Annotated in this window: 17 protein-coding genes; 5 read left to right on the top strand and 12 right to left on the bottom strand. The window is 66.9% G+C overall.

The window, feature by feature from the left end:
- Position 1 precedes the first annotated feature (1 nt).
- From D4766_RS12105 to D4766_RS12090, 4 genes are read right to left on the bottom strand one after another with little or no spacing between them, the layout of a single operon-like run.
- Positions 2-1,120 carry a glycosyltransferase gene (locus tag D4766_RS12105; protein WP_120717680.1) on the bottom strand — a complete coding sequence of 373 codons (1,119 nt, stop codon included), beginning with the start codon at positions 1,118-1,120 and terminating at the stop codon, positions 2-4.
- Entirely contained in the window at positions 1,117-2,175 is a 1,059-nt protein-coding gene (gene leuB / locus D4766_RS12100) for a 3-isopropylmalate dehydrogenase (RefSeq protein ID WP_120717679.1), read from the bottom strand. The genes D4766_RS12105 and leuB overlap by 4 nt, the downstream gene beginning before the upstream one ends.
- The gene (gene recO / locus D4766_RS12095) at positions 2,172-2,774 is read right to left on the bottom strand and encodes a DNA repair protein RecO (RefSeq protein ID WP_120717678.1); all 603 of its coding nucleotides are present in this window, start codon (positions 2,772-2,774) and stop codon (positions 2,172-2,174) included. Before recO ends, leuB begins: the two co-directional genes overlap by 4 nt.
- Positions 2,775-3,503 (bottom strand): arylesterase, encoded by a 729-nt coding sequence (locus D4766_RS12090; protein ID WP_120717677.1) that lies wholly within the window; start codon positions 3,501-3,503, stop codon positions 2,775-2,777.
- A 49-nt stretch (positions 3,504-3,552) separates the two neighbouring features.
- Between D4766_RS12090 and D4766_RS12085 the strand changes: the two genes are divergently transcribed.
- The gene (locus D4766_RS12085) at positions 3,553-4,266 is read left to right on the top strand and encodes an ABC transporter ATP-binding protein (RefSeq protein WP_120717676.1); all 714 of its coding nucleotides are present in this window, start codon (positions 3,553-3,555) and stop codon (positions 4,264-4,266) included.
- 10 nt (positions 4,267-4,276) lie between these two features.
- On the top strand, positions 4,277-6,796 hold the full coding sequence (locus D4766_RS12080; protein WP_120717675.1) for an ABC transporter permease: 2,520 nt from the start codon (positions 4,277-4,279) through the stop codon (positions 6,794-6,796).
- Between the two features lies 1 nt (position 6,797).
- Here D4766_RS12080 and D4766_RS12075 read toward each other — a convergent pair whose 3' ends face one another.
- Together D4766_RS12075 and D4766_RS12070 are read right to left on the bottom strand one after the other, a co-directional pair.
- Positions 6,798-7,664, bottom strand: a complete 867-nt coding sequence (locus D4766_RS12075; protein ID WP_162935762.1) for a glycerophosphoryl diester phosphodiesterase membrane domain-containing protein — start codon at positions 7,662-7,664, stop codon at positions 6,798-6,800.
- A 129-nt stretch (positions 7,665-7,793) separates the two neighbouring features.
- The gene (locus tag D4766_RS12070) at positions 7,794-10,484 is read right to left on the bottom strand and encodes a TonB-dependent receptor (RefSeq protein ID WP_120717673.1); all 2,691 of its coding nucleotides are present in this window, start codon (positions 10,482-10,484) and stop codon (positions 7,794-7,796) included.
- Positions 10,485-10,740: 256 nt separating this feature from the next.
- Between D4766_RS12070 and typA the strand changes: the two genes are divergently transcribed.
- The gene (gene typA, locus D4766_RS12065) at positions 10,741-12,582 is read left to right on the top strand and encodes a translational GTPase TypA (protein WP_120717672.1); all 1,842 of its coding nucleotides are present in this window, start codon (positions 10,741-10,743) and stop codon (positions 12,580-12,582) included.
- Positions 12,583-12,612: 30 nt separating this feature from the next.
- Here the strand turns inward: typA and D4766_RS12060 are convergent, their stop codons facing one another.
- The 3 genes from D4766_RS12060 to otsB are packed head-to-tail and all read right to left on the bottom strand — an operon-like array spanning position 12,613 to position 16,554.
- Complete coding sequence (locus D4766_RS12060; protein ID WP_120717671.1) at positions 12,613-14,004, bottom strand: alpha,alpha-trehalose-phosphate synthase (UDP-forming); 1,392 nt, start codon at positions 14,002-14,004, stop codon at positions 12,613-12,615.
- 7 nt (positions 14,005-14,011) lie between these two features.
- Entirely contained in the window at positions 14,012-15,811 is a 1,800-nt protein-coding gene (locus D4766_RS12055; RefSeq protein WP_120718215.1) for a glycoside hydrolase family 15 protein, read from the bottom strand.
- Complete coding sequence (otsB, locus tag D4766_RS12050) at positions 15,811-16,554, bottom strand: trehalose-phosphatase (RefSeq protein WP_162935761.1); 744 nt, start codon at positions 16,552-16,554, stop codon at positions 15,811-15,813. Before otsB ends, D4766_RS12055 begins: the two co-directional genes overlap by 1 nt.
- 169 nt (positions 16,555-16,723) lie before the next feature.
- On the opposite strand from otsB, the gene putP reads away from it, so the two are divergent.
- Complete coding sequence (gene putP, locus D4766_RS12045; protein ID WP_120717669.1) at positions 16,724-18,199, top strand: sodium/proline symporter PutP; 1,476 nt, start codon at positions 16,724-16,726, stop codon at positions 18,197-18,199.
- 35 nt (positions 18,200-18,234) lie between these two features.
- Positions 18,235-18,900 (top strand): extensin family protein, encoded by a 666-nt coding sequence (locus D4766_RS12040; protein ID WP_120717668.1) that lies wholly within the window; start codon positions 18,235-18,237, stop codon positions 18,898-18,900.
- A gap of 7 nt (positions 18,901-18,907) precedes the next feature.
- Here the strand turns inward: D4766_RS12040 and D4766_RS12035 are convergent, their stop codons facing one another.
- From D4766_RS12035 to D4766_RS12025, 3 genes are all read right to left on the bottom strand, one after another.
- Positions 18,908-19,510, bottom strand: a complete 603-nt coding sequence (locus D4766_RS12035; RefSeq protein ID WP_120717667.1) for a response regulator transcription factor — start codon at positions 19,508-19,510, stop codon at positions 18,908-18,910.
- Positions 19,511-19,681: 171 nt separating this feature from the next.
- Positions 19,682-20,440 (bottom strand): proteasome-type protease, encoded by a 759-nt coding sequence (locus D4766_RS12030; RefSeq protein ID WP_120717666.1) that lies wholly within the window; start codon positions 20,438-20,440, stop codon positions 19,682-19,684.
- Positions 20,437-21,255, bottom strand: a complete 819-nt coding sequence (locus D4766_RS12025; protein ID WP_120717665.1) for a transglutaminase family protein — start codon at positions 21,253-21,255, stop codon at positions 20,437-20,439. The genes D4766_RS12030 and D4766_RS12025 overlap by 4 nt, the downstream gene beginning before the upstream one ends.
- Position 21,256 lies beyond the last annotated feature (1 nt).

Below are 21,256 nucleotides of genomic sequence, written 5' to 3'. Positions count from 1 at the left end.
GTCAGAAGCGGCCCCAGACGAAGCGGCTCGACAGCGCGTAGTTCCACACCGATCCGATCACGATCCCGATGAGAGCGGCGGGATACTGGTGGAACCCCATCCGAACGAGCAGCGCCGCAACCCCGATGTTCGCGAGCAGACCGACCGAACAGGTCAGCGCGAATCGGAGCCATCCGGCGAGAACCGCCCGCGCCCCGACCAGCCGCTTGTCGGCGTAGGTCAGCGCATTGTTGAGCGCGAAGTTGAAGCTCATCGCAGTGAGCGCAGCGATCGTCTGGCCCACGTCGAACGCGGTGATCCAGCGCCCGAATTCCGCCTGCTGGCCGAGCGCGGCGAGAACGGTAGCGAGTACCGCCATGTGCACGAACACGCCCAGCCCGCCGATGGTCGCAAACAGCGCGAACCGCGTGGGAATGATCTTGCCCAGCCACTTGTCGTACAGCCCGACGAGAAATTCGAACACGACCGTCCGGTCGAGCTTGCTTTCCCCTTCCGCCCGCGCGGCGAAGCGCAGGGGAAATTCGCGCACCCGCAGCGGGCCGGGGATCGTCGCGAGGATGTCGAGCAGGATCTTGAAACCCACGCCCGACAGCCGGTGCGCGTCCTGCCGCAGGGTCGCGCTGCGGAGCATGAAATAGCCGCTCATCGGATCGGTCAGCTCGATGCCGGTGACCTTGTTGGCGATGCGATTGGCGATGCGGCTGCCCTTCTCGCGGTGCCGGCTCGACAGCCCGGCGGCCGAGCCGCCTTCCGCGAAGCGCGAGGCGTAGGCGAGGTCGGCCTCCCCGCTCTCGATCGCGGCCAGCATTGCGGGCAACAGCGCGGGATCGTGCTGGTGATCGGCGTCCATCACCGCCACCACCGGCGCGGCGGTGGCGCACATCCCCTCGATCGCGGCCGACGAAAGTCCGCGCCGTCCGATCCGCTCGAGTACGCGGATGCGGGGATCCTCGCGGGCGATGCCGCGGGCTTCGTCGGCGGTGCCGTCGGGGCTGTTGTCGTCGACCACGATCGCTTCCCAGCCGATACCGACGAGAGCCACGTCGAGGCGCGCGATCAACCGGGCGAGGTTGCCGCGTTCGTTGTAGGTGGGAAGGACGATGCCGAGTTGCAGGGTCACAGGCGTTCGATCACCGCGTCGCCGATGCTCACCGTGTCCGCCTTGCCGCCGAGGTCGGCGCCGCGCACCCCGTCCGCCAAGGCGCGCGCCACCGCCGCCTCGACCCGCGCGGCCTCCGCCTCACGCCCGAACGAATGGCGCAGCATCATGGCGGCCGACAGGATCGTCGCCATCGGGTTCGCCCGCCCCTCGCCCGCGATGTCCGGCGCGCTGCCGTGGATCGGTTCGTAGAGACCGAAGGTCCCGTACCCGGTCGCCCGCTCGCCCAGCGAGGCGCTGGCGAGGAGGCCGATCGATCCCACGCACATGCTCGCCTGATCGGACAGGATGTCGCCGAACAGGTTACCGGTCACGACGACGTCGAACCTGCCGGGATCGCGCACGAGCTGCATCGCGGCATTGTCGACGTACATATGGTCGAGCGCGACATTTGGGTATTCGCCCGCCACCTCGCTCACCACGTCTCGCCAGAGCTGGCTGGTTTCGAGGACGTTGGCCTTGTCGATCGAGCACAGGCGGCCCTTGCGGCCCTGCGCCGCGCGGAACGCGACATGGGCGATGCGGCGGACTTCGTCCTCGGCGTAGGACATCATGTCCCATCCGCGGCGGCGACCGTCGGGCAGGGTTTCGAGCGCCTTGTCGCCGAAATAGACGTCGCCGTTGAGCTCGCGCACGATGAGGAGGTCGATGCTCCGCGCGATTTGGGGGCGCAGCGCGCTCATGTTCTCGAGCCCCGGCTGGCATGTGGCCGGGCGCAGGTTGGCGAACAGCCCCAGTTCGCCCCGAAGGCCCAGGATAGCCTGTTCGGGCCGCAAGTGCCGCTCCAGCCCGTCGCACGCCGGATCGCCGACCGCGCCGAACAGGACCGCATCGGCCTCGCGCGCCATGGCCAGCGTCTCGGGCGGCAGCGGATGGCCGTGACGGGCATAGGCCGCGCCGCCGACGTCGCCTTCGAACAGCGTCAGTCCCGGCAGGTCGAGCGCCTCCAGCACGCGCACCGCTTCGCGCGTCACTTCGGGACCGATCCCGTCGCCGGGAAACACCGCGATTTTCATGCCCTCAGTTTCTCCAGCCGCTCGCCCAGCATGGCGCGGGCGGCCATACCATCGGCCTTGCGGTCGGCAAGCAGGTAGCGTGAAAGCGGCGCAGCCTGCCGGGCAAAGATTTGCAACAGAGCGTCAAGTTCGGCTTCCGCCGGTGGGGCCACGCCGCCGTAACCGAGTTCGCGCAGCACCAGCGCCTCGTAGGCGATCACCGCGCGCAGCCACCCCCTTGCCGACGGGGCGTGGCAGATCGCATCGAGCGTCGCGCCGAGCGCCGCGTAGAGCCGGGGATACGGGTTGCGTTCGGGCAGTACGAGCGCGGTAAGCGCGGTGACCCATGCGATCGCGGCGGCGGGCAAGGGTTCGCCCAGCCACGGTCCGCGGCTTTCGACGAGTTCGAGCTTCAGAAAGGGCAACTGGCTATCGCTCTTCGCGCTCAGCTCGGCCGCCACGCGGTTGCCGGGGATTACGACGGGGCGAAGCTGACGCCCGCGCCCGCCCGCCACGTACCCGGCGACGAGGCCGTAGTCCTCGCTCAGCATCCGCGCGATCACCGCCGTCTCGCCGTGCTGGCGCGCGGCGACGACGATCGCGAGGAATGCCAGGTGCACTCAGTCGCGATCCGGCAGCGCGGCCGCGATCCGGTCCGCCGTCAGGGATACGAGCTGGTCCACCCCCTCGGCGGTCGGATGGACGCGGTCGGCCTGCAGCAGGATCGGCCGGGCGAAGACCGCCTCGGTCACGAACGGCACCAGCGGCACGTCGTATTCGCGCGCGAGCGAGCCGTAGACCGCATCGAACTGTTCCTGCCACTTCGGCCCGTAATTCGGCGGCGCTTCCAGTCCGAACAGGACCACGGGGATGCCCCGCTGCCTGAACGTATCGAGCATGGCGGCCAGGTTCGCCCGCGTTTGTTCGGGCGGCAGGCCGCGCAACAGATCGTTGCCGCCGAGTTCCAGGATCGCCAGGTCGGGCTTTGTCTTCTGGCTGTCGAGCGTGAAGGCGAGCCGCTGGCGCCCGGCCGCCGTGGTGTCTCCCGATACGCCGGCGTTCACCATGCGCACGTTGCGACCCTTCGCATCCAGCGCCGCCTCGAGCTTCGCCGGGTAGCTGAGCCTGCCGGGATCGGAGAGACCGTATCCGGCAAAAAGCGAATCGCCGAAGGCAAGGACGGTGAGCTCCTCCCCTGCCGTCTCGCTGGCAGAGGGCTTTGCCACAGGGGCCGACGGCTCGGTGGATATCGTCGTCACGGGCTCCGCCGGAGCGTCCTGTTTACACCCCGAGACAAGGCCACCGGCCATCAACGTCGCCACTACCATCGGCAAACGGCCCATTCGCATCGACAAATCCCTTCGCATTCTCGCCATAAAGCCCCAGCTATGCCATCGCATGCCAGTGACAACCCCCGAACCCACCACAAGTCCCCGCGCGGCGATTTCGGCTAGCGATCTCACCCTCACGCTCGGCAGCGCCGCGGCGCCGGTCGAGATCCTCAAGGGTATCGACCTCGATGTCGCGGCGGGCGAGGTCGTCGCCCTGCTGGGTCCGTCGGGATCGGGCAAGTCGAGCCTGATGGCGGTGCTGACCGGCCTCGAACGCGCGAGCGGCGGTTCGCTGGAGGTCGGGGGTGCGGATTTCACCGGCATGGACGAGGACGGTCTCGCGCACGCCCGGCGGGGCCGGATCGGCATCGTGCTCCAGGCCTTCCATCTCCTGCCCACGATGACCGCGGTCGAGAACGTCGCCACGCCGATGGAACTGGCCGGGATGGCGGACGCCCGCGAGCGCGCCCGCGCCGAACTGGAAGCGGTCGGGCTCGGCCACAGGCTCGACCACTATCCCGCCCAGCTTTCGGGCGGCGAGCAGCAGCGGGTCGCGATCGCCCGCGCCACCGCGCCGCGCCCTGCCCTCATCTTTGCCGACGAGCCGACCGGCAACCTCGATGGCGCGACCGGGCACACGATCGTCGACCTGCTGCTCGCCCGCCGCGCGGAAACCGGCGCAACCCTGCTGGTCATCACCCACGATCCCGAACTCGCCGAGCGTTGCGACCGGGTGATCACCCTTGCCGACGGCCGCATCGCGAGCGACGTCGCGAAGTGAGCCCGCGCCGATGACCTGGACTGCCGCCTGGCGGATCGCGCGCCGCGACCTGTCGGCTCGTTTTCGCGGCCTTCGCCTGCTGCTCGTCTGCCTGTTCCTGGGAACGGGCGCGCTCGCCGCGATCGGCACGCTGACCGGGACCATCGAACGGCAACTGACCGACCGCGGCCGCGAGTTTCTCGGAGGCGATCTGCAGGTGGCGGTCTGGCAACGCCCGCTCGTGCCCGAGGAGGTCGCCGCGCTGCGGGACCTCGGCACCGTCAGCCAGGGCACGCGCATGCAGGCCATGGCCTCGACCAGCGAAGCCGCCGCCCCCGTCGAACTGAAGGCGGTGGACGATCGCTGGCCGCTCTTCGGCACGGCCACGCTCGCGAACGGCAAACGGATCGGCGCACCGCCGCCGGGGCAGGCGTGGCTGGCGCGAGGGGCGGCCGACCGCCTGGGCGTGAAACCCGGCGACCGGTTCTCGATCGGGACCGGCGATCTCACCGTCGGCGGCATACTCGAGACGGAGCCGGACCGGCTCGGCGAAGGATTCCAGCTCGGCCCGACGGTGATCGTCCGAGCCGACGTGCCCGCCGCCTCCGGCCTCACCGCGCCGGGGGCGATGTACCGGACCAAGACCAACGTCGCGTTTTCCGGCACGCGCGATGCGCAGGTCGCCGAGGACGCGCTCAAGGCCCGCTTTCCCGACGCCGGGTTCGAAATCCGCACCCGCGACCGCGGGGCCCCCGGCGCCGACCGCTTCGTCGGGCGGATGGGCGAATTCCTGACGCTCGTGGGCCTCGCCGCGCTGGTGATCGCCGGCATCGGCATCGGCGGCGGCGTATCCTCGTATCTCGATGCCCGGCGACAGGGTATTGCCACCCTCAAGGTGCTGGGCGCCACGAGCCGCGACATCGCGCGCATTTATGCAATGGAGATCGGCGCAGCGGCATTGGTCGGCAGCTTCGCCGGCATCGCGACGGGTGTCGCCATAACACCTCTCTTGGCAAAGGCTCTGGAGGGGTTGCTGCCGGTGGGCACCGGGATCGTCTTCGCGCCGGTCGCGCTGCTCACCGCCCTGGCCTACGGCTTGCTCGTCGCCCTCGTCTTCGCCGCGCCGCCGCTCGTACGGGCGCGCAGTTTCCCAGCGATGGCGCTGATGCGCCAGCGGGTGAGCCCGCTTGCCCGCGACCGCGCGGCGCTGGTCCCCGTGCTCGGCGGCCTTGCCGCGATCGTCGCACTGGCGCTCGGGACCGCGCGGCAGCCGATGCTCACCGCCGGTTTCCTGGCCGGGGCAGCGGGCGCGCTCGCCCTTCTCGCGGGGATCGGCTGGGCGATCCGCCGCGGGGCGGCCCGCCTCCCCCGCCCGCGCGACCCGCTGTGGCGCGCGGCACTCGCCAATCTCCACCGCCCCGGCGCGGCGACCGGCACGCTGGTGACGGCGCTCGGCTTCGGCCTCAGCGCGTTCGTCCTCCTGGCCGCGGTGCAGACCAGCATCGACGGCACGATTGCCAAGCGCGTGCCGGCGCAGGCGCCCGACTATTTCGTGCTCGACCTGCCAAAGGATCGCCTGCGCGAGTTCGACACGATCGTGCAGCAGGGTGCCCCCGGCGCAGGCCTGCGTGCGGTGCCCGCGCTGCGCGGCGCGATCCTCGCCTACGGACCGAAAGACGCCATGACCCGCGTCGCCGATCTGGGCGACGACCTGCCCGAAGGGGCGTGGGCGCTGCGCGGCGAGCGCGGCCTGACGTATGCCGACGACGTTCCCCCGGGCAATACCGTGATCGAGGGGGAATGGTGGGGTCCGTTCTACGACGGCGAGCCGCTGGTGTCGGTGGACGAGGAATTCGCCGACGCGGTCGGGCTGAAGGTCGGAGACTACCTCACCATCGGTGTGCTCGGGGTGGAGCGGCAAGCGAAGGTCGCGTCCCTGCGGCGGATCGACTGGCAGACGATGGGCTTCAACTACGTCCTCGTGTTCAGCCCCAACACACTGCGCGACGCGCCGCACAACATGGCAGCGACGATCCAGCTGCCCGACGGTGCAGGCGGGGCCGTGAAAGGCACGCTCTTGCGCGATCTCGTCCGCGCCTTTCCTTCCTCCAGCGTGATTGAGACCGGTCCGGTCCTGCGGCAGGCGCGCGACCTGCTTTCCCAAGTCGGGTTGGCCACGCTGGCGGCGGCCTCGGTCGCGGTGCTGGCCGGGCTCGCGGTACTGCTGGGCGCGATCGCGGCGGCGCGTGCGCAGCGGACCTACGACACGGTCGTCCTGCGCGTGCTGGGCGCGAGCCGGCGGCAGGTCATGCTGCTGGCACTGGCCGAATACGGCGCGCTGGCGCTGATACTCGCCGGCGTGGCGCTGGCGATCGGGCTCGGGGCGGCGTGGTACGTGGTCACGCAGCTGTTCGAGTTCGAATGGCTGCCCGCCTGGGGTTGGGTCGCCGCGGTGCTCGGCGCCGGTCTGGCGCTGGTGGTCGCCTTCGCCGTCGCCGGTGCGCTGCCGCTGTTGCGGGCGAAACCGGCGCAGGCGCTCCGCGCGCTCTAGCTCACTCGAAGACCTCGGCCGCCTGCGTCCCGCCGGCGAGCAGCCCGTGGATCGCCGAGAGCAGCGCGGCATAGAGGATTGCGATCACCACGCCCGCCAGCATCAGCAGAAGAAACATCGCGACCACCCCGCCGCCGACAGCAGCGTCCGAAGGCATGCCGCTGCCGTCCAGCCCGAGCGCGGCGAGCGTCCCCATGAAAGGCACCGTCGCAAGGGCGATCAGGACCACGGCGACGACCACGAACACCAGGAACGCGAGGAAGATCGGCACGGCATTACCGCGGGTGAGCGACCAGGCCCGGCCGATCGCGCGAATCGGATTGCGCACCCCGTCCACCGGCACGATCGGCAGGACGATGCCGAGGCGCGAACCGAGCCAGATCAAGACGGCGAGAACCAGCAGGCCGAATACGAGCGACAGCGCCGAATTCTGCGCCGCGAAGAGCGCTCCAACCGCCGAAAGGGCGAAGGCCACGACGAAGTAGCCGACGATCATCACGATGAAGACCACGAGCAACGTCGGGGCCGACCGTATGCCGCTGGAAAATGCATCGCCGAAACCGCCACGTCGCAACGGCGAAGCCAGCGTGCACATCGCTGCATACTGCGCGCAGGCTATCAGGAGGTAGCCGGCGTAAAGGACCAGCATTCCGAACAGGAACCCGATGCCCGCCCCGGGGCCGACAATCTCGGCATCGGACAGGAGACTTCCGAAGGCCACCGCCCCGCCCCCGATGGCGATCATCGATACGATCATGAGCCCGATCAGGATCGCGAACCACGTGAGTTGCATGCCCAGCAAGCTCCAGAAACGCCGCCGCGCGATGGCGAACGTTTCCGACATGATTTGCGATACGCCCAGACGCATGATCGACCCCCCGTTCGTGTGCCGCCCCTCCGGCACCCCGCGACGAAGACGACCACAACGCCGGTCACCGCGCAACAAAAAAGGGCCCCGCGATCGGGGCCCTCCTTCGTTGCCGTTGAAGCGCAGCGATCAGAAGCGGAAGCGGCCGCTGACGCCGTAGGTGCGCGGCTGGTTGGTGTAGCCCGAGATCGAGCCGGCCTGCGCGACCGAATCGAAGATCGTCGTGATGTTCCGGTCGTCGAGCAGGTTGCGGCCCCACACGCTCAGTTCCAGGCCCATGTCGAAGGCATAGGTGATCGACGCGTTGAGGTCGTTGACCTCGGTCTGGAACGGACGGGCGGCGGCACGGCCGGTCTCGAAGTTGCGCGTGCCGTTCGCGTTCGTCGTGATGAAGCCGGGCAGGCCTTCGACTACCTGCGTGGGCGAGGCGTAGCTGAAGTCGCCGCGGAAGATCAGGTTGTCTCCATTGCCCATCTCGAGGTCGTACTGTGCGCCGACAACCGACGACAGCCGCGCGATGCCCTGCACTTCGCGGCCCGACAGATCGCCGAACGGCGAATTGACGAAGCTGACGTACTTGGGATCGAGGTAGGTCACCGCCAGGCTCAGCGTCAGCGCGTCGGTCGGGCGGACGTAGCCGTCGAATTCCACACCGGTCGTGCGCTGCTTGTCGGCGTTCGAGAAGATGAAGCCGGTGCCGGTGAACACGTTGGTCTGGAAGTTCTTGATGGTCTGCCGGAAGAAGGTGAGGTTGGCCGCGGCGATGCCCCAGTTGCCCTTCAGGCCGATTTCGTAGACTTCCGAATCCTCGGGCTCGGCGAAGCGCGAACCTGAGGCGAGGTTGGTCACGGCAAGACCGCCCGCACGCAAGGCAGCGGCATCCGCCGCGGTCGGCCGGCTGTCGCGCGACAGGTTGAAGCTCGCCGCCTTGTAGCCGGTGGCGTAGCTTGCGTAGGCGTTCAGCGTGTTGCTGAGTTCGACCGCCAGTCGGGCGCTGTAGCTGAAGTCGCCATCCTTGAAGCTGCACGATTCGACAGCGTTCGGGCAGTTCTGGAACGGCGGCAGGAATTGCAGCGGGCGCAGGCCCAGGATCGGTGCCGTCGCGGCGGCGGCTCCGGCCTGGATCGCCGCGAACGCGGCAGGCTGCAAGCCGGCGAACCCGGCCACCTGCGCGGCCGAGGCGATGCCGCCCGGAACGCCCAGGATGCCGCCGATCGTCTGCGCGATGCCGAACGACGTCGCCGTGTTGCGGATCGCCGTGAGGTCCAGACCCGAGAACACGTCGGTGCTCTGCGAATTGGTGACGATGCTCTTGCGGTCGTTGGTGTAGTTCGCGCCCAGCGTCAGGGTGATCGCATCGGTGAACGCGAAATCGACGTTACCGAAGATCGAGTAGGCGCGGTCCTTCTGCTCGATGCGGTTGAAGAACCCCTGCCCCGGCTGGAAGAACTGGTTGATCAGATTCCGGCCCGTCAGCGCGCTGAACTGTGCCTCGAGCGCATCGACCGCGAAGTCGTTGGGCGGCGAGGTGACCGGCCCGCCGATGAGAATGTTCGCGTACTCGCGGAAATCCTCGCCGTAGATGATCTGGTCAGCGGTATCGACCTTCTCGTCGAAGTAGTAGCCGCCGAGAAGGAAATTGAACGGCCCCTCGAAGTCGCTCGCCAGGCGCAGTTCCTGAGTAAAGGTCTTGAGCTTGGCCTGGCCCACGTTCGCGCCCGAAGCCGAGCGGGCGCTCGTGAAGTCGACGTCCTGATCGGCGTTCAGCTTGGTCTGGCGATAGGCGGTGATCGAGGTCAGCGTCATGCCACCGAAGTCGTAGTCGAGCTGGCCCGAGATGCCGTAGTTGCGGACCTTGCTGTCGGGGACGACGTCGGAGAAGATGATGTCGTCGAACGGACGGTTCGGATCGTTCACGTTGCCGCCGACCGCGCGGATGGCGTTGGTCGCCGCCGACTGGCGCAGGTTGACGACACCGCAGCACTTCTCGTCGATCGCGTCGTAATCGGCGATCAGGCGGAACTTGAGCGCGTCGCTCGGCTCGAACAGCATCTGGCCGCGCACGAAGTAACGGTTGCGGTTGTTGACGTCATCGCCGTTGAAGGCGTTGGTCAGGTAACCGTCGCGGCGGTTGTAGCCGGCCGCGATGCTGGCCGCGATCGTGTCGGTGATGGGGCCCGAGAGGTAGCCCTTGACCACGACCGCGTTGTAGTTGCCGTAGCTCGCCTCGACGTTGCCGCGCAGGCGGAAGCTCGGCTCGCGCGTGACGATCGAAATCACGCCGGCGCTGGCGTTCTTGCCGAACAGGGTCGACTGCGGACCGCGCAGGACCTCGACACGCTGGATGTCGGGAAGGTCGCTGATCTGCGCGACCGCGCGGCTGCGGTAGACGCCGTCGACGAACATGGCAACCGAGGGTTCGAGGCCGAGGTTGTTGCCGTCGGTGCCGAAGCCGCGGACCGAATAGCGGGTGGCGAACTGGCTCTGGTTCTGGCTGACCTTCAGCGAGGGCACGACCGAGGCGAGGTCGGCGATGTCGCGGATCTGCGCGCGCTCGATCGTTTCGGCGGTGGTCACGCTGACCGCAACGGGCACGTCCTGCAGCGTCTGTTCGCGCTTGGTCGCGGTGACGACGATCTCGTTGCCGGTCTGGGCGTCGCGCGCGTCGTCGACGTTGTCGCGATCGCTGTCGACCTGTTCCTGCACTTCGGCCTGCGCCTCGGCATTCTGAGCGTGGGCGAGCGAAGGCATCGCCAGCACGGCGACACCGGCGAGCAGGACATAGCGTGCCGAACCGGCGCGTGCGGAATTCTTGATCATGGGAAGCGTCAATCCTCTACCGTACTTCGGGCGCCGTCGACGCTTTTCGCGCCGGCGTCCGCCCGCTTGCTGACACGCGAGTCACTAATGGGGCTCACCGCGCGGCACAAGCACGCTCGTCGGTCTCATCCTGTCCCCCGTCGAAGTGTGGCTGCAACGACACACGCCGGACGGTTGCCCTCACGCGCGTGCTCGGCTAGGGGCGCGCCGAATTTGCGGGCCACCCGTTCGCTCGCCGACCACAAGAGACATCGCAATGAACCTCCGCAACGTGGCGATCATCGCCCACGTCGACCACGGCAAGACCACGCTCGTCGACCAGCTGTTCCGCCAGTCCGGCACCTTCCGCGACAACCAGCGCGTCGAAGAGCGCGCGATGGATTCGAACGACCTGGAAAAGGAACGCGGGATCACCATCCTTGCGAAGCCGACTTCGGTCGAGTGGGCGCCGGAAGGTTCGGACGAGCATGTCCGCATCAACATCGTCGACACCCCCGGCCACGCCGACTTCGGCGGCGAGGTGGAGCGCATCCTCAGCATGGTCGACGGCGTGATCCTGCTGGTCGACAGTTCCGAAGGCGCGATGCCGCAGACCAAGTTCGTGACCGGCAAGGCGCTCGCGCTGGGCCTGCGTCCGATCGTCGTGGTCAACAAGGTCGACCGCCCGGACGAACGCATCCAGGAAGTGCTCGACGAGGTGTTCGACCTGTTCGTGAGCCTCGACGCGAACGACGAGCAGCTCGACTTCCCGGTGCTCTACGCCTCGGGCCGCAACGGCTACGCCAGCGACGATCCGGCACGCCGCGAAGGCACGCTGACGCCGATGTTCGAGAAGATCGTCGAACACGTGCCGCCGCCCTCGCTCGACAAGAGCGGACCGTTCACCTTCCTCGCCACCTTGCTCGATCGCGACAACTTCATGGGCCGCGTGCTCACGGGCCGGGTCCAGTCGGGTTCGATCAAGGTCAACGACCCGATCCGCGCGCTCGACATGGACGGCAACGTGCTGGAAACCGGCCGCGCGACAAAGCTGCTCGCCTATCGCGGGCTCGACCGGGTGCCGGTCGACAGCGCAGAGGCCGGCGACATCATCGCGCTGGCGGGCCTCGAAAAGGCGACCGTCGCCAACACCATCGCCGATCCTTCGGTGAGCGAGCCCATCGCCGCCCAACCGATCGACCCGCCGACGCTGTCGATGCGCTTCGCCGTCAACGACTCTCCGCTCGCGGGCCGCGAGGGCGACAAGGTGACGAGCCGCATGATCCGCGACCGGTTGATGCGCGAGGCGGAAGTCAACGTCGCGATCCGCGTGACCGAGGCGGCCGACAAGGACAGCTTCGAGGTCGCCGGGCGCGGCGAACTCCAGCTCGGCGTGCTGATCGAGACGATGCGCCGCGAAGGGTTCGAACTCGGCATCAGCCGCCCGCGCGTGCTGTTCCGCGAGGAAGACGGCCCCAATGGCACGCAACGCATGGAGCCGTACGAGACCGTCGTGATCGACGTCGACGACGAGCACTCGGGCACGGTCGTCGAGAAGATGCAGCGCCGCAAGGCCGAGCTCACGGAGATGCGCCCGTCGGGCGGCGGCAAGACCCGCATCAGCTTTTCGGCGCCCAGCCGCGGCCTGATCGGCTACCACGGCGAATTCCTGTCGGACACCCGCGGCACCGGCATCATGAACCGCCTGTTCGAGAAGTACGACGTCTACAAGGGCCCGATCGAGGGCCGGCAGAACGGCGTCCTGATCTCCAACGGCACCGGCGAGGCGGTGGGCTACGCGCTCAACAGCCTCGAAGAACGCGGCATCCTGTTCCTGGGTCCGCAGGCGAAGATCTACGAAGGCATGATCATCGGCGAAAACGCCAAGCCTGACGATCTCGAAGTCAACCCGATGAAGTCGAAGCAGCTGACGAACTTCCGTTCGACCGGCAAGGACGACGCCATCCGCCTGACCCCGCCGACCGTGATGACGCTGGAACAGGCGATCGCGTACATCGACGACGACGAGATGGTCGAGGTGACGCCGAAGAGCATCCGCCTCCGCAAGGCGATCCTCGATCCGCACGAGCGCAAGAAGGCCAGCCGCAAGGCGGGCTGACACGCCGCCGGCGAGTGGCGCGGCCCGAAGTCAGTTTCGCTTGAGGTCGTGCAAAAAGTCGGCGGTCCACGCCTTTACGTTCTCGTCGCGTACGCACTCGAACATCGGCCGCCAGCGCGCCTTGCGTTCATCGAGGGGCATCGCAAGCGCATCGCGAATGGCATCGGCGATCTCGTCGGCGCTGTGCGGGTTTACGAGCAGCGCGCCGGTCGTCGAAATGCCGAGCTGCTGGGCCGCACCGGCGAACCGGCTCAAGATCAGCACGCCCGGATCGTCCGCATCCTGCGCAGCGACGTATTCCTTCGCGACAAGATTCATCCCGTCGCGCAGCGGTGTCACGAGGCCGATCTTGCTGGCGCGATAGGCACCGTACAGTTCGGCCATTGTGTGGCCCTGGTTGACGTAGCGAATAGGGACGAGATCGACGCGGCTTCGCGCGCCGTTGATCTGTCCGGTCTTCCGTTCCAGCTCCGCGCGGATGTGCTGATAGCTTTCGATGTCGATCCGGCTGGGGGGCGCGATCTGGATGAAGACGAGATCCTGCACACGTTCGGGATAGCGATCGAAGAAGCGGCCGATCCCGTCTAGCCGTTCGGGAAGGCCTTTCGAATAATCGAGCCTGTCCACGCCGATCATCGCCGTCCGGCGCCGCGTGCTCGATATCACCCGCTGTTCCATCTGGCGCGCTTCGCCAGTCCGACCCTCGGCAGTGAAATGGTCGAAGTCGATCCCGATGGGGTATGCCCGCGCGATGGTTTCGCGACCGTCGATCGCGATCCGTCCGGTTTCCACGTCGACCTCCGCGCCTAGTTCCGTACGGCAGTAGTGCAGGAAACTGTCGAGCCAATCGTCGCACTGGAACCCGACGACGTCGTACGCCAGCAGGCTGCGCACCAGTCGTTTATGGTAGGGGAGCGACACCAGCAAGCGGGTCGGCGGCCAGGGGATGTGGAGAAAGAAACCCATCCGATTGCCGCACCCCCGGCTGCGAAGGCGGTCGCCAAGCGGCACGAGGTGGTAGTCGTGAACCCAGACGAGGTCGTCGGCGCGCAACAGGGGTGCCACGCTGGCAGCGAAGCGTTCGTTGACCCGTTCGTATCCCCGTCCGGTTTCGCGCTCGAACTTCGTCAGATCGATCCGGTAGTGGAACAGCGGCCACAGCGTGGAATTCGCATAGCCGAAATAGTATTCTTCGACATCCTGCGGCGACAGGTCGATCGTCGCCATCTCGACACCATCGTACGTGGCAACATGCGGGTCGGTCGACGGCTCGTCGACCTCCTCCCCAGACCATCCGAACCACAGACCGCCCGCATCCTTCAGCGCCGCATTGAGCGCGCCCGCCAGCCCTCCCTGAGCGCCCGCCGCTCCGCGTGCGTTCGGCACTGCGACGCGGTTGGAGATGACGACAAGACGACTCACGATACGGTCATCGAACCGTATTCCAGCTTTTCGACAATAACCCAGCGCAGTTTATCACGCCGACGAGCGAATAAGTTTGAGGGAAGTTGCCCCAAAGCTCGCCCGTTTCGAAATCCATGTCTTCCGACAGAAGGCCCGATGCGGTCGTATGACCCAACATTGTTTCGAACAGCCGGCGCGCTTCCTCGGTCCGCTCGCTTCGCGCGAGCGCGTCGATCAGCCAGAAAGTACAGATGTTGAACGCCGTTTCAGGGGTGCCGAAGTCGTCTTCCTTGGCGTAGCGCAGCATGTGCTCGCCCCGGCGCAGCGCATTTTCCACTTGGGCGAATGTCGACTTGAAGCGGGCATCGCTCGGATCGCAGAAGCGCAGTTCGGCGAGCTGCAACAGGCTGGCGTCGAGGTAGTCGCTTTCGAAACTGGCGCCGTAGTGACCGCCGTCCTCACCGTCATCGACCCACGCTTCGGCGTCGATCTTCGTGCGGATGGCATCGGCCCGGGCTGACCAGAACTCTGCCCGTTCGTCCTTGTCCAGGTGCCGTGCGACGTTGGCAAGCCTGTCGCACGCCGCCCAGCTCATGACCGCTGAATAGGTGTGCACTTCCTGACGGGTGCGGAATTCCCACAAGCCAGCGTCTGGCTGGTCGTGCATCTTCCAGGCCATTTCGCCCACTTGCTCGAGGCTGGCAAAGTCGCGCTCGTCGGCCATGCGCAGCAGACGCCGGTCGAAGAAGGCCTGCGCCGTCGGCAGGACGACCTGGCCGTAGCAGTCGTGCTGGACCTGCATGTAGGCAGCATTGCCCACCCGGACCGGACCCATGCCGCGATAGCCACCGAGATGCTCGGCAAACCCCTCGTCCAGCTCGCTCTCGCCCATGACGGAATAGAGCGGCTGGATGCGTCCGCCCTGCGCCCCGTCGACGATGTTGCGCAGATACGCGAGGTATTTTTCCAGTACGTCGAGCGCACCGAGACGGTTGAGGGCCTGCACGGTGTAATAGCTGTCGCGAATCCAGCAGAACCGGTAATCCCAGTTGCGCATCGATCCGGATGCCTCGGGTACCGATGTGGTGAGTGCGGCAACGATCGCGCCGGTTTCCTCGTGCTGGCACAGCTTGAGCGTGATCGCGCAGCGGATGACCTCGTCCTGCCATTCGAGCGGCGTGGCGAGGCCGCGAGCCCACAACTGCCAGTACTTGCGGGTTTGCTCTTCCATCGCGCGAACTTCGGCGCGCAGGTTGCCGACGAACGGCTCGTCGGGACCAAGAAAAAAATGCTGGTCGCTTTCGACCCGGTAGCTCCGGCTTTCCAGCACATATCCCACCGGAGCGTCCGTAGAGAGCCGCATCGTCTCATCGCCGCATCGATAACGGACGTGGTTGGTGCCGCTCGTCGTGGTTGCGACTTGCGCCCCGTAGCCGTGCATCGGCTTCAGCGAGACCTTCAGCCGGGGCGATCCCGCGACCGGGCGAACGATGCGCGCGAACGCGACCGGGCGATACATGCGGCCCGATCGTTCGAACCGGGGAGCAAAATCACTGACCTCGACAGCGCTGCCATCATCCGCTTCCAGCCGCGTGACCAGGATCGGAGTGTTGCGTACGTAAGATTGCGTCGCGGAAACCTGCCCGTCGAGTTCGAACCGCCACACCCCTTGGTCCTGCCTCTCGCCGCCAAGCAGCGCGCAGAACACCGGGTCTCCATCGACCCGCGGAATGCAACCCCACACAAGACCGGCTCGATCGTCGATCAGACCGGAGACCTGACAGTTGCCGACGGGCCAGAGTTCGAGACTTGAATGCGTATCCATCACAGGCCCAGCCATTGGTAGACCGCGTCGGGATCGGCAAGGGCGTAACGTGCATTCGCCGTATCTCGGCTGCCGACCGCGATGCCGAAGCCCCCGATGGCCTCGCACGCGGCAAACCCGTCTTCGTCAGTGACATCGTCCCCGATGAATACGCTCTGTGCCCCGGCGAACGGCGCGACGGCGGCAAAGGCCCGTACAGCCGAACCCTTGTCGGCTCCCGGGCGGACGAGCTCTGCCACCATCTTGCCCCGTTTCACGTCGAGCGAATGGCGTTCCGCCAGTTCGTCGAGGAAAATCGCGCAGCGCACCTCCATCGAAGGCATCAGGCGCGAATGGAGCGCGGCCCCATGGATCTTGCGCTCGTAGTCGACCCCGTTGGCGGCGGCGAAAGCAGCGACTTCATCGGCGACCACCAGGGGAAATTCATCGGCTTCAGCCCCGAGCATAGTTCCGTCGGCCAACCGCCGTGACGCGCCATGCGATCCGGCGCAGGCCACCGCCATCGGTCCCAGGTGGCGTTCGAGATCGTCGATCGACCTGCCGCTGACTATCGCCAGCCTGCCGCCGAGGCGGTCCGATAGCCGAGCGATATCTTTAGCCAGGGTCTCGGGAACGGCAATGCCCTGCGGCGTTGGCGCGATGTCGATCAGGGTACCGTCGAAATCGACGAATAGTGCCACAGGGCCGCGGGCTGCGAGGTCTGCGAGCGGCGGCGGCGGGGAAAGCTCGGCCGGATCGGTCATGGGGAGGTGCATAGGGATCGGGCGGGCGGGGTCAACCGCGCTCCCGGACGCACGCGATGGCAACCGGAAAAACGCTCGAGACGACCGCGCGCCACCCCCTCGCGTCGGCATAGTGCCGAACCGGTCCGCGGCTAGCCAGCCTTTCCGCGCGGCGCTAACACCTCGCGCCATGCAGACCGGCGTCCTCGTTTCCCTCGTCCTTTATTTCGCTCTCATGCTTGCCATCGGCGTATATGCCTGGCGCAAGTCGACGGCGGACAGCGAGGGCTATCTCCTGGCGGGACGGAGCCTGTCGCCAGCGGTCGCGGCGCTGTCGGCGGGCGCCAGCGACATGTCAGGATGGCTGCTGCTCGGCCTGCCGGGGGCGCTCTATCTCACCGGGCTGAGCGCAGCGTGGATCGGCATCGGGCTGTTCGTCGGTGCGTTCGTCAACTGGATCGTCGTCGCACCCCGCCTGCGCAAGCAGACCGAGGAACTGGGCAACGCCCTTACGATCCCCGAATTCCTCGCAAATCGATTTCCCAGCCATGCCGTCGCGCTGCGGGTGACGAGCGCGGTGATCGTGGTGGCGTTCTTCACCGTCTACACCGCGGCGGGGCTGGTCGGTGGCGGCAAGCTGTTCGTGAGCGCGTTCTCCGATGCGATCGGCGGCGGGTACATTACCGGCATCTGGATCACGGCGCTGGTCGTGCTGGCCTACACCATGATCGGCGGCTTCCTCGCGGTCAGCCTCACCGATTTCGTGCAAGGCGTAATCATGCTGCTCGCGCTCGTCATCATGCCGCTGGTGGTGATGTTCGGCGAAGGGGGAAGCTCGGGCCAGAGCATCGCCGCCGTAGCGCAGCCCGGGTTCCTGAGCTTCTCGCAAGGGGTCACCGCCCTCGGGTGGCTCAGCGCGGTGACGTGGGGACTGGGCTATTTCGGACAGCCGCACATCATCGTGCGGTTCATGGCGATCCGCTCGGTCCGCGAAGTCGCGACCGCGCGAAACATCGGCATGACGTGGATGGCGGTCTGCCTGCTCGGCGCGGTCGGCCTGGGTCTGGCGGGACGTGCCTACGTGGACCGGAACGGCCTGGTTCTGGACGATCCCGAAACGATCTTCGTGCTCCTCGCCAACCTTCTGTTCCATCCGCTCGTCACCGGCTTCCTCTATGCCGCGCTGCTGGCTGCGATCATGAGCACGATCAGTTCGCAACTGCTCGTCTCATCGTCCTCGCTGACGGAGGATTTCTACCGCCTGTTCCTCCGCAAGAGCGCAAGCGAGCGCGAGGCGGTGAATGTCGGGCGCGTGTGCGTCGCGCTGGTGGCGCTTGCCGCGATCGTCATCGCCTCCGATCCCGAGAGCAAGGTCCTCGACCTCGTCGCCCATGCTTGGGCCGGTTTCGGCGCCGCGTTCGGCCCGATGATCCTGCTCGCCCTCACCTGGCGCAGGATGACCGGCGCGGGCGCGCTTGCGGGCCTGGTGACCGGCGCGGTGGTCGTGATCGTGTGGATCGCCAACGGCTGGGACGCCTCGTTCATGGGCGGGGAAGGTATCTACGAGATCATTCCCGGGTTCATCGCGGCCTGGATCGCGATCGTCGCCGTCAGCATGGCGACCCGGCGCGATAGCGTACCCGCGGAACCCGTCCGGACCGCTTAGGCCCCTGTTAACCATCGGTGGCGGAGAGTGCGGCCATGCTGCGCCGCCTTGCCCCCCTCGTCCTGCTCGCGCTGGCCGCATGCGGATCGGTGGTGCCAGACGGCCGCGCGCCCACCCGCCCCGTCGCCCAGGCGACACCGCGGGCCTTCGCACCAAGTCCCGACACGCGGGTGTGCCTGGGCGAGCTCGGCGCGCGCAACGCGTCGTTCACTCCGCTCCCCGATCGGTATTTCGGGGCCGGCTGCGCCAATGTCGGCACGGTCAGCCTGACCGGGCTGCAGGGCGACGACGCGCGCTTCCAGGTGACCAACCTCGGCCCCGTATCGTGTCCGCTTGCAGATACGCTGGCCGCCTGGGCCCGGTTCGGCGTCGACCGCGCAGCGCGCGAGGTGCTCGGTAGCCCGCTCGTGCGGATCGAGACGATGGGGAGCTATTCGTGTCGCACGGTCGCGGGCAGCAGCCGCCTGTCGGCCCACGCGACCGCGCAGGCGGTGGACGTCTCTGCCTTCATCCTCGCCGACGGACGGCGCGTGAGCGTGCTCGGGGACTGGAGCGAGGGCAGTTTCGACGAGCAGCGTTTCCTGCGGACGGTCCACGCCAGCGCCTGCAAACGCTTCGGCACGATCCTCGGCCCCGGCTACAACGCCGCGCACCGCGACCATTTCCATCTGGAAGCGACCGGCAGCGGCTTCTGCCGATAGATCGTTCCTAGCCCAGTCGCGCCTCGATCCGCAGCCGCACAGCCTCTGCGGCATGGTGCGCGCCCAGCTTGGTCATCATGTTGGCCCGATGGATTTCCACGGTTCGGGGACTGATTTCGAGCTCGCGGGCGATCGCCTTGTTGCTGCTGCCGAGCGCCAGCCAGTCGAGAACCTCGCGTTCCCGGTGAGACAGGTTGTCGATCCGGCTGCGCGCCTCGATCATGCGGCGGCGCGCCTCGGCGTGCTCCTGCGCTTCGGTTCCGATGCGCGCAAGGATGGCTTCGAGCCGGTCCTGCCGCAGGGGCAGCGGAAGGTAATCGAGCGCCCCGCCCTTGATCGCGGCGACCACGGCGGATGTTCGCGGCGCGTCGTCCATCAGTACGAGCGGAAGCCAGATCCCGGCCCGTGACAGCACGTCCAGCAGTTCCGCTGCGTCGCTCCCGGCGCGGTCCCGCACTATAACCACGCCGCGCTGGGGCGGATGTTCGCACAGTTCGTCCAGATCGGCGTAGACTTCTGCGTGATGACCCATCGTGAACGCGGTCCGGGCCAGTTCGGCGCGAAAGCGGACATCGGGGTCGACGAAATGGATGATGTGGCGTTCCCTCATGCCGCCTATGATGCCGCAGCATCGCACTGGATCAATTGCGGTCGAACACCGAAATGGATGTTTATACCTAGGTAAAACTTCGGATAGACCCGAAGTTAACCCAATACATCTAACTCCGTACTGGATGCGTCTCGATGAATATGAACAAATCAAAATTGTCTTTTACGTAAATTAAGAATTTTCGGATGATGCGCCGCTATAGAAAGTATAATCGGGCAGTTCGGTGAAAGCGTTTTTCAGCGCTTCGCCCCACCCTTGCGATATGGCCTGATAATACGTGTCCTCGTGCGTGATCCGTCGCTGATGCGTCGCAGTGAACTTGTCGCGTTCGATGACCATGAGGTCGAGCGGCAGGCCTACCGACAGATTCGCCTTGAGCGTGGAATCGAAGCTCACGAGAAGCAGCTTGACCGCATCCTCGAAACTCATCGTTCGGTCGTAGGCGCGGATCAGGATCGGCCGGCCGTACTTGGTCTCGCCGATCTGGAAGAACGGGGTGTCCCAGCTCGCCTCGATGAAGTTGCCTTCGGGATAGATCAGGAACAGCCGCGGTTCCATGCCCTTGATCTGGCCCGCCACGATCATCGAGGCGGTGAAGCGGCCGCGCCCGTCTGCCCCGTTGGCGACCTGCCGGTCGTCGATCGTCTCGTGCAGCAGCCGGCCGATCTCGGTCGCGACCTGGAACATCGTCGGCGCGTCGAACACGGTGTTGCGCCGTTCGCCCGGCGTCTTGGTGCGTTCTTCCAGCTGGCTGATGACGGCCTGCGTCGTGGCAAGGTTGCCCGCGGTCATCACGGTGATGATGCGGTCCGGCCCCTCCCAGCTCATCATCTTGCGGAACACCGAGATGTTGTCGACGCCCGAGTTCGTGCGGGTGTCGCTCATGAGGACGAGCCCCTTGTCGAGCACCATGCCCACGCAATAAGTCATTGCTGGTCCTGCTTTTGCTGTTCGACCGCCAGATCGACGTGGAGATCCTCTGTCGCCGCGCCGTAGCTGATGCCGGTGATCGGTGCCGCATCGCGGTAGTCGCGGCCCGTGGCGACGCGCACGTAGCGGGGATCGGGACTGATCCCGTTGGATATGTCGAACCCGACCCAGCCGAGCCCGTCGACGTGTGCCTCGGCCCAGGCGTGGGTCGCTTCCTGGTCGATCCGGTCGTTCATCATGAGATAACCCGAAACATACCGTGCCGGCACCCCGACGCTGCGCGCGGCACCGATGAAGATGTGCGCGTGATCCTGGCAGACCCCGTTGCGCGCGACCGTGGCTTCCTCGGCCGTGGTACGGACCCCGGTGCGCCCGGTCACGTAGTGCACCTCGTCCCGTATCTTCGACGACAGGGAATGGAGGAATTCGAGGCGACGCTGGTCGGAAAAGTCGAGTTCGCGCACCAGTGCCCTGATCCGCGGCCCGGGCCGGGTGAGCGGCGTCTGCGACAGGAAGCTCCACAGCGGCAGGTGGCCGGCATGGCGACCGATAATGCCGGCGTGGTCGCTCGTCTCCACCGTGCCGTGGCAGGTGACGGTGACCTCGCGCGCGCCCTCGTCGACCGAGATGAGCGTCACCGTGTTGTGATGCTGGTCCTCGAACTCGAGTTCCGCCTTCGCGTTCGTGTAATCCATCGACCAGTAGATGATCGACTGACCCTGCGTGGTTTTCGGCGTCAGCCGCAGGCGCTGCAAGGCGTGGCTGACCGGGTCCGCGAAGCGGTAGCTCGTGGTATGGCGGATCGCCAGTCTCATG

This window comes from Tsuneonella amylolytica (assembly GCF_003626915.1).
GTDB lineage: Bacteria > Pseudomonadota > Alphaproteobacteria > Sphingomonadales > Sphingomonadaceae > Tsuneonella > Tsuneonella amylolytica.
The sequence above is the reverse complement of the archived record's forward strand: the minus strand, read 5'-3'. Positions and strand labels throughout refer to the sequence as shown.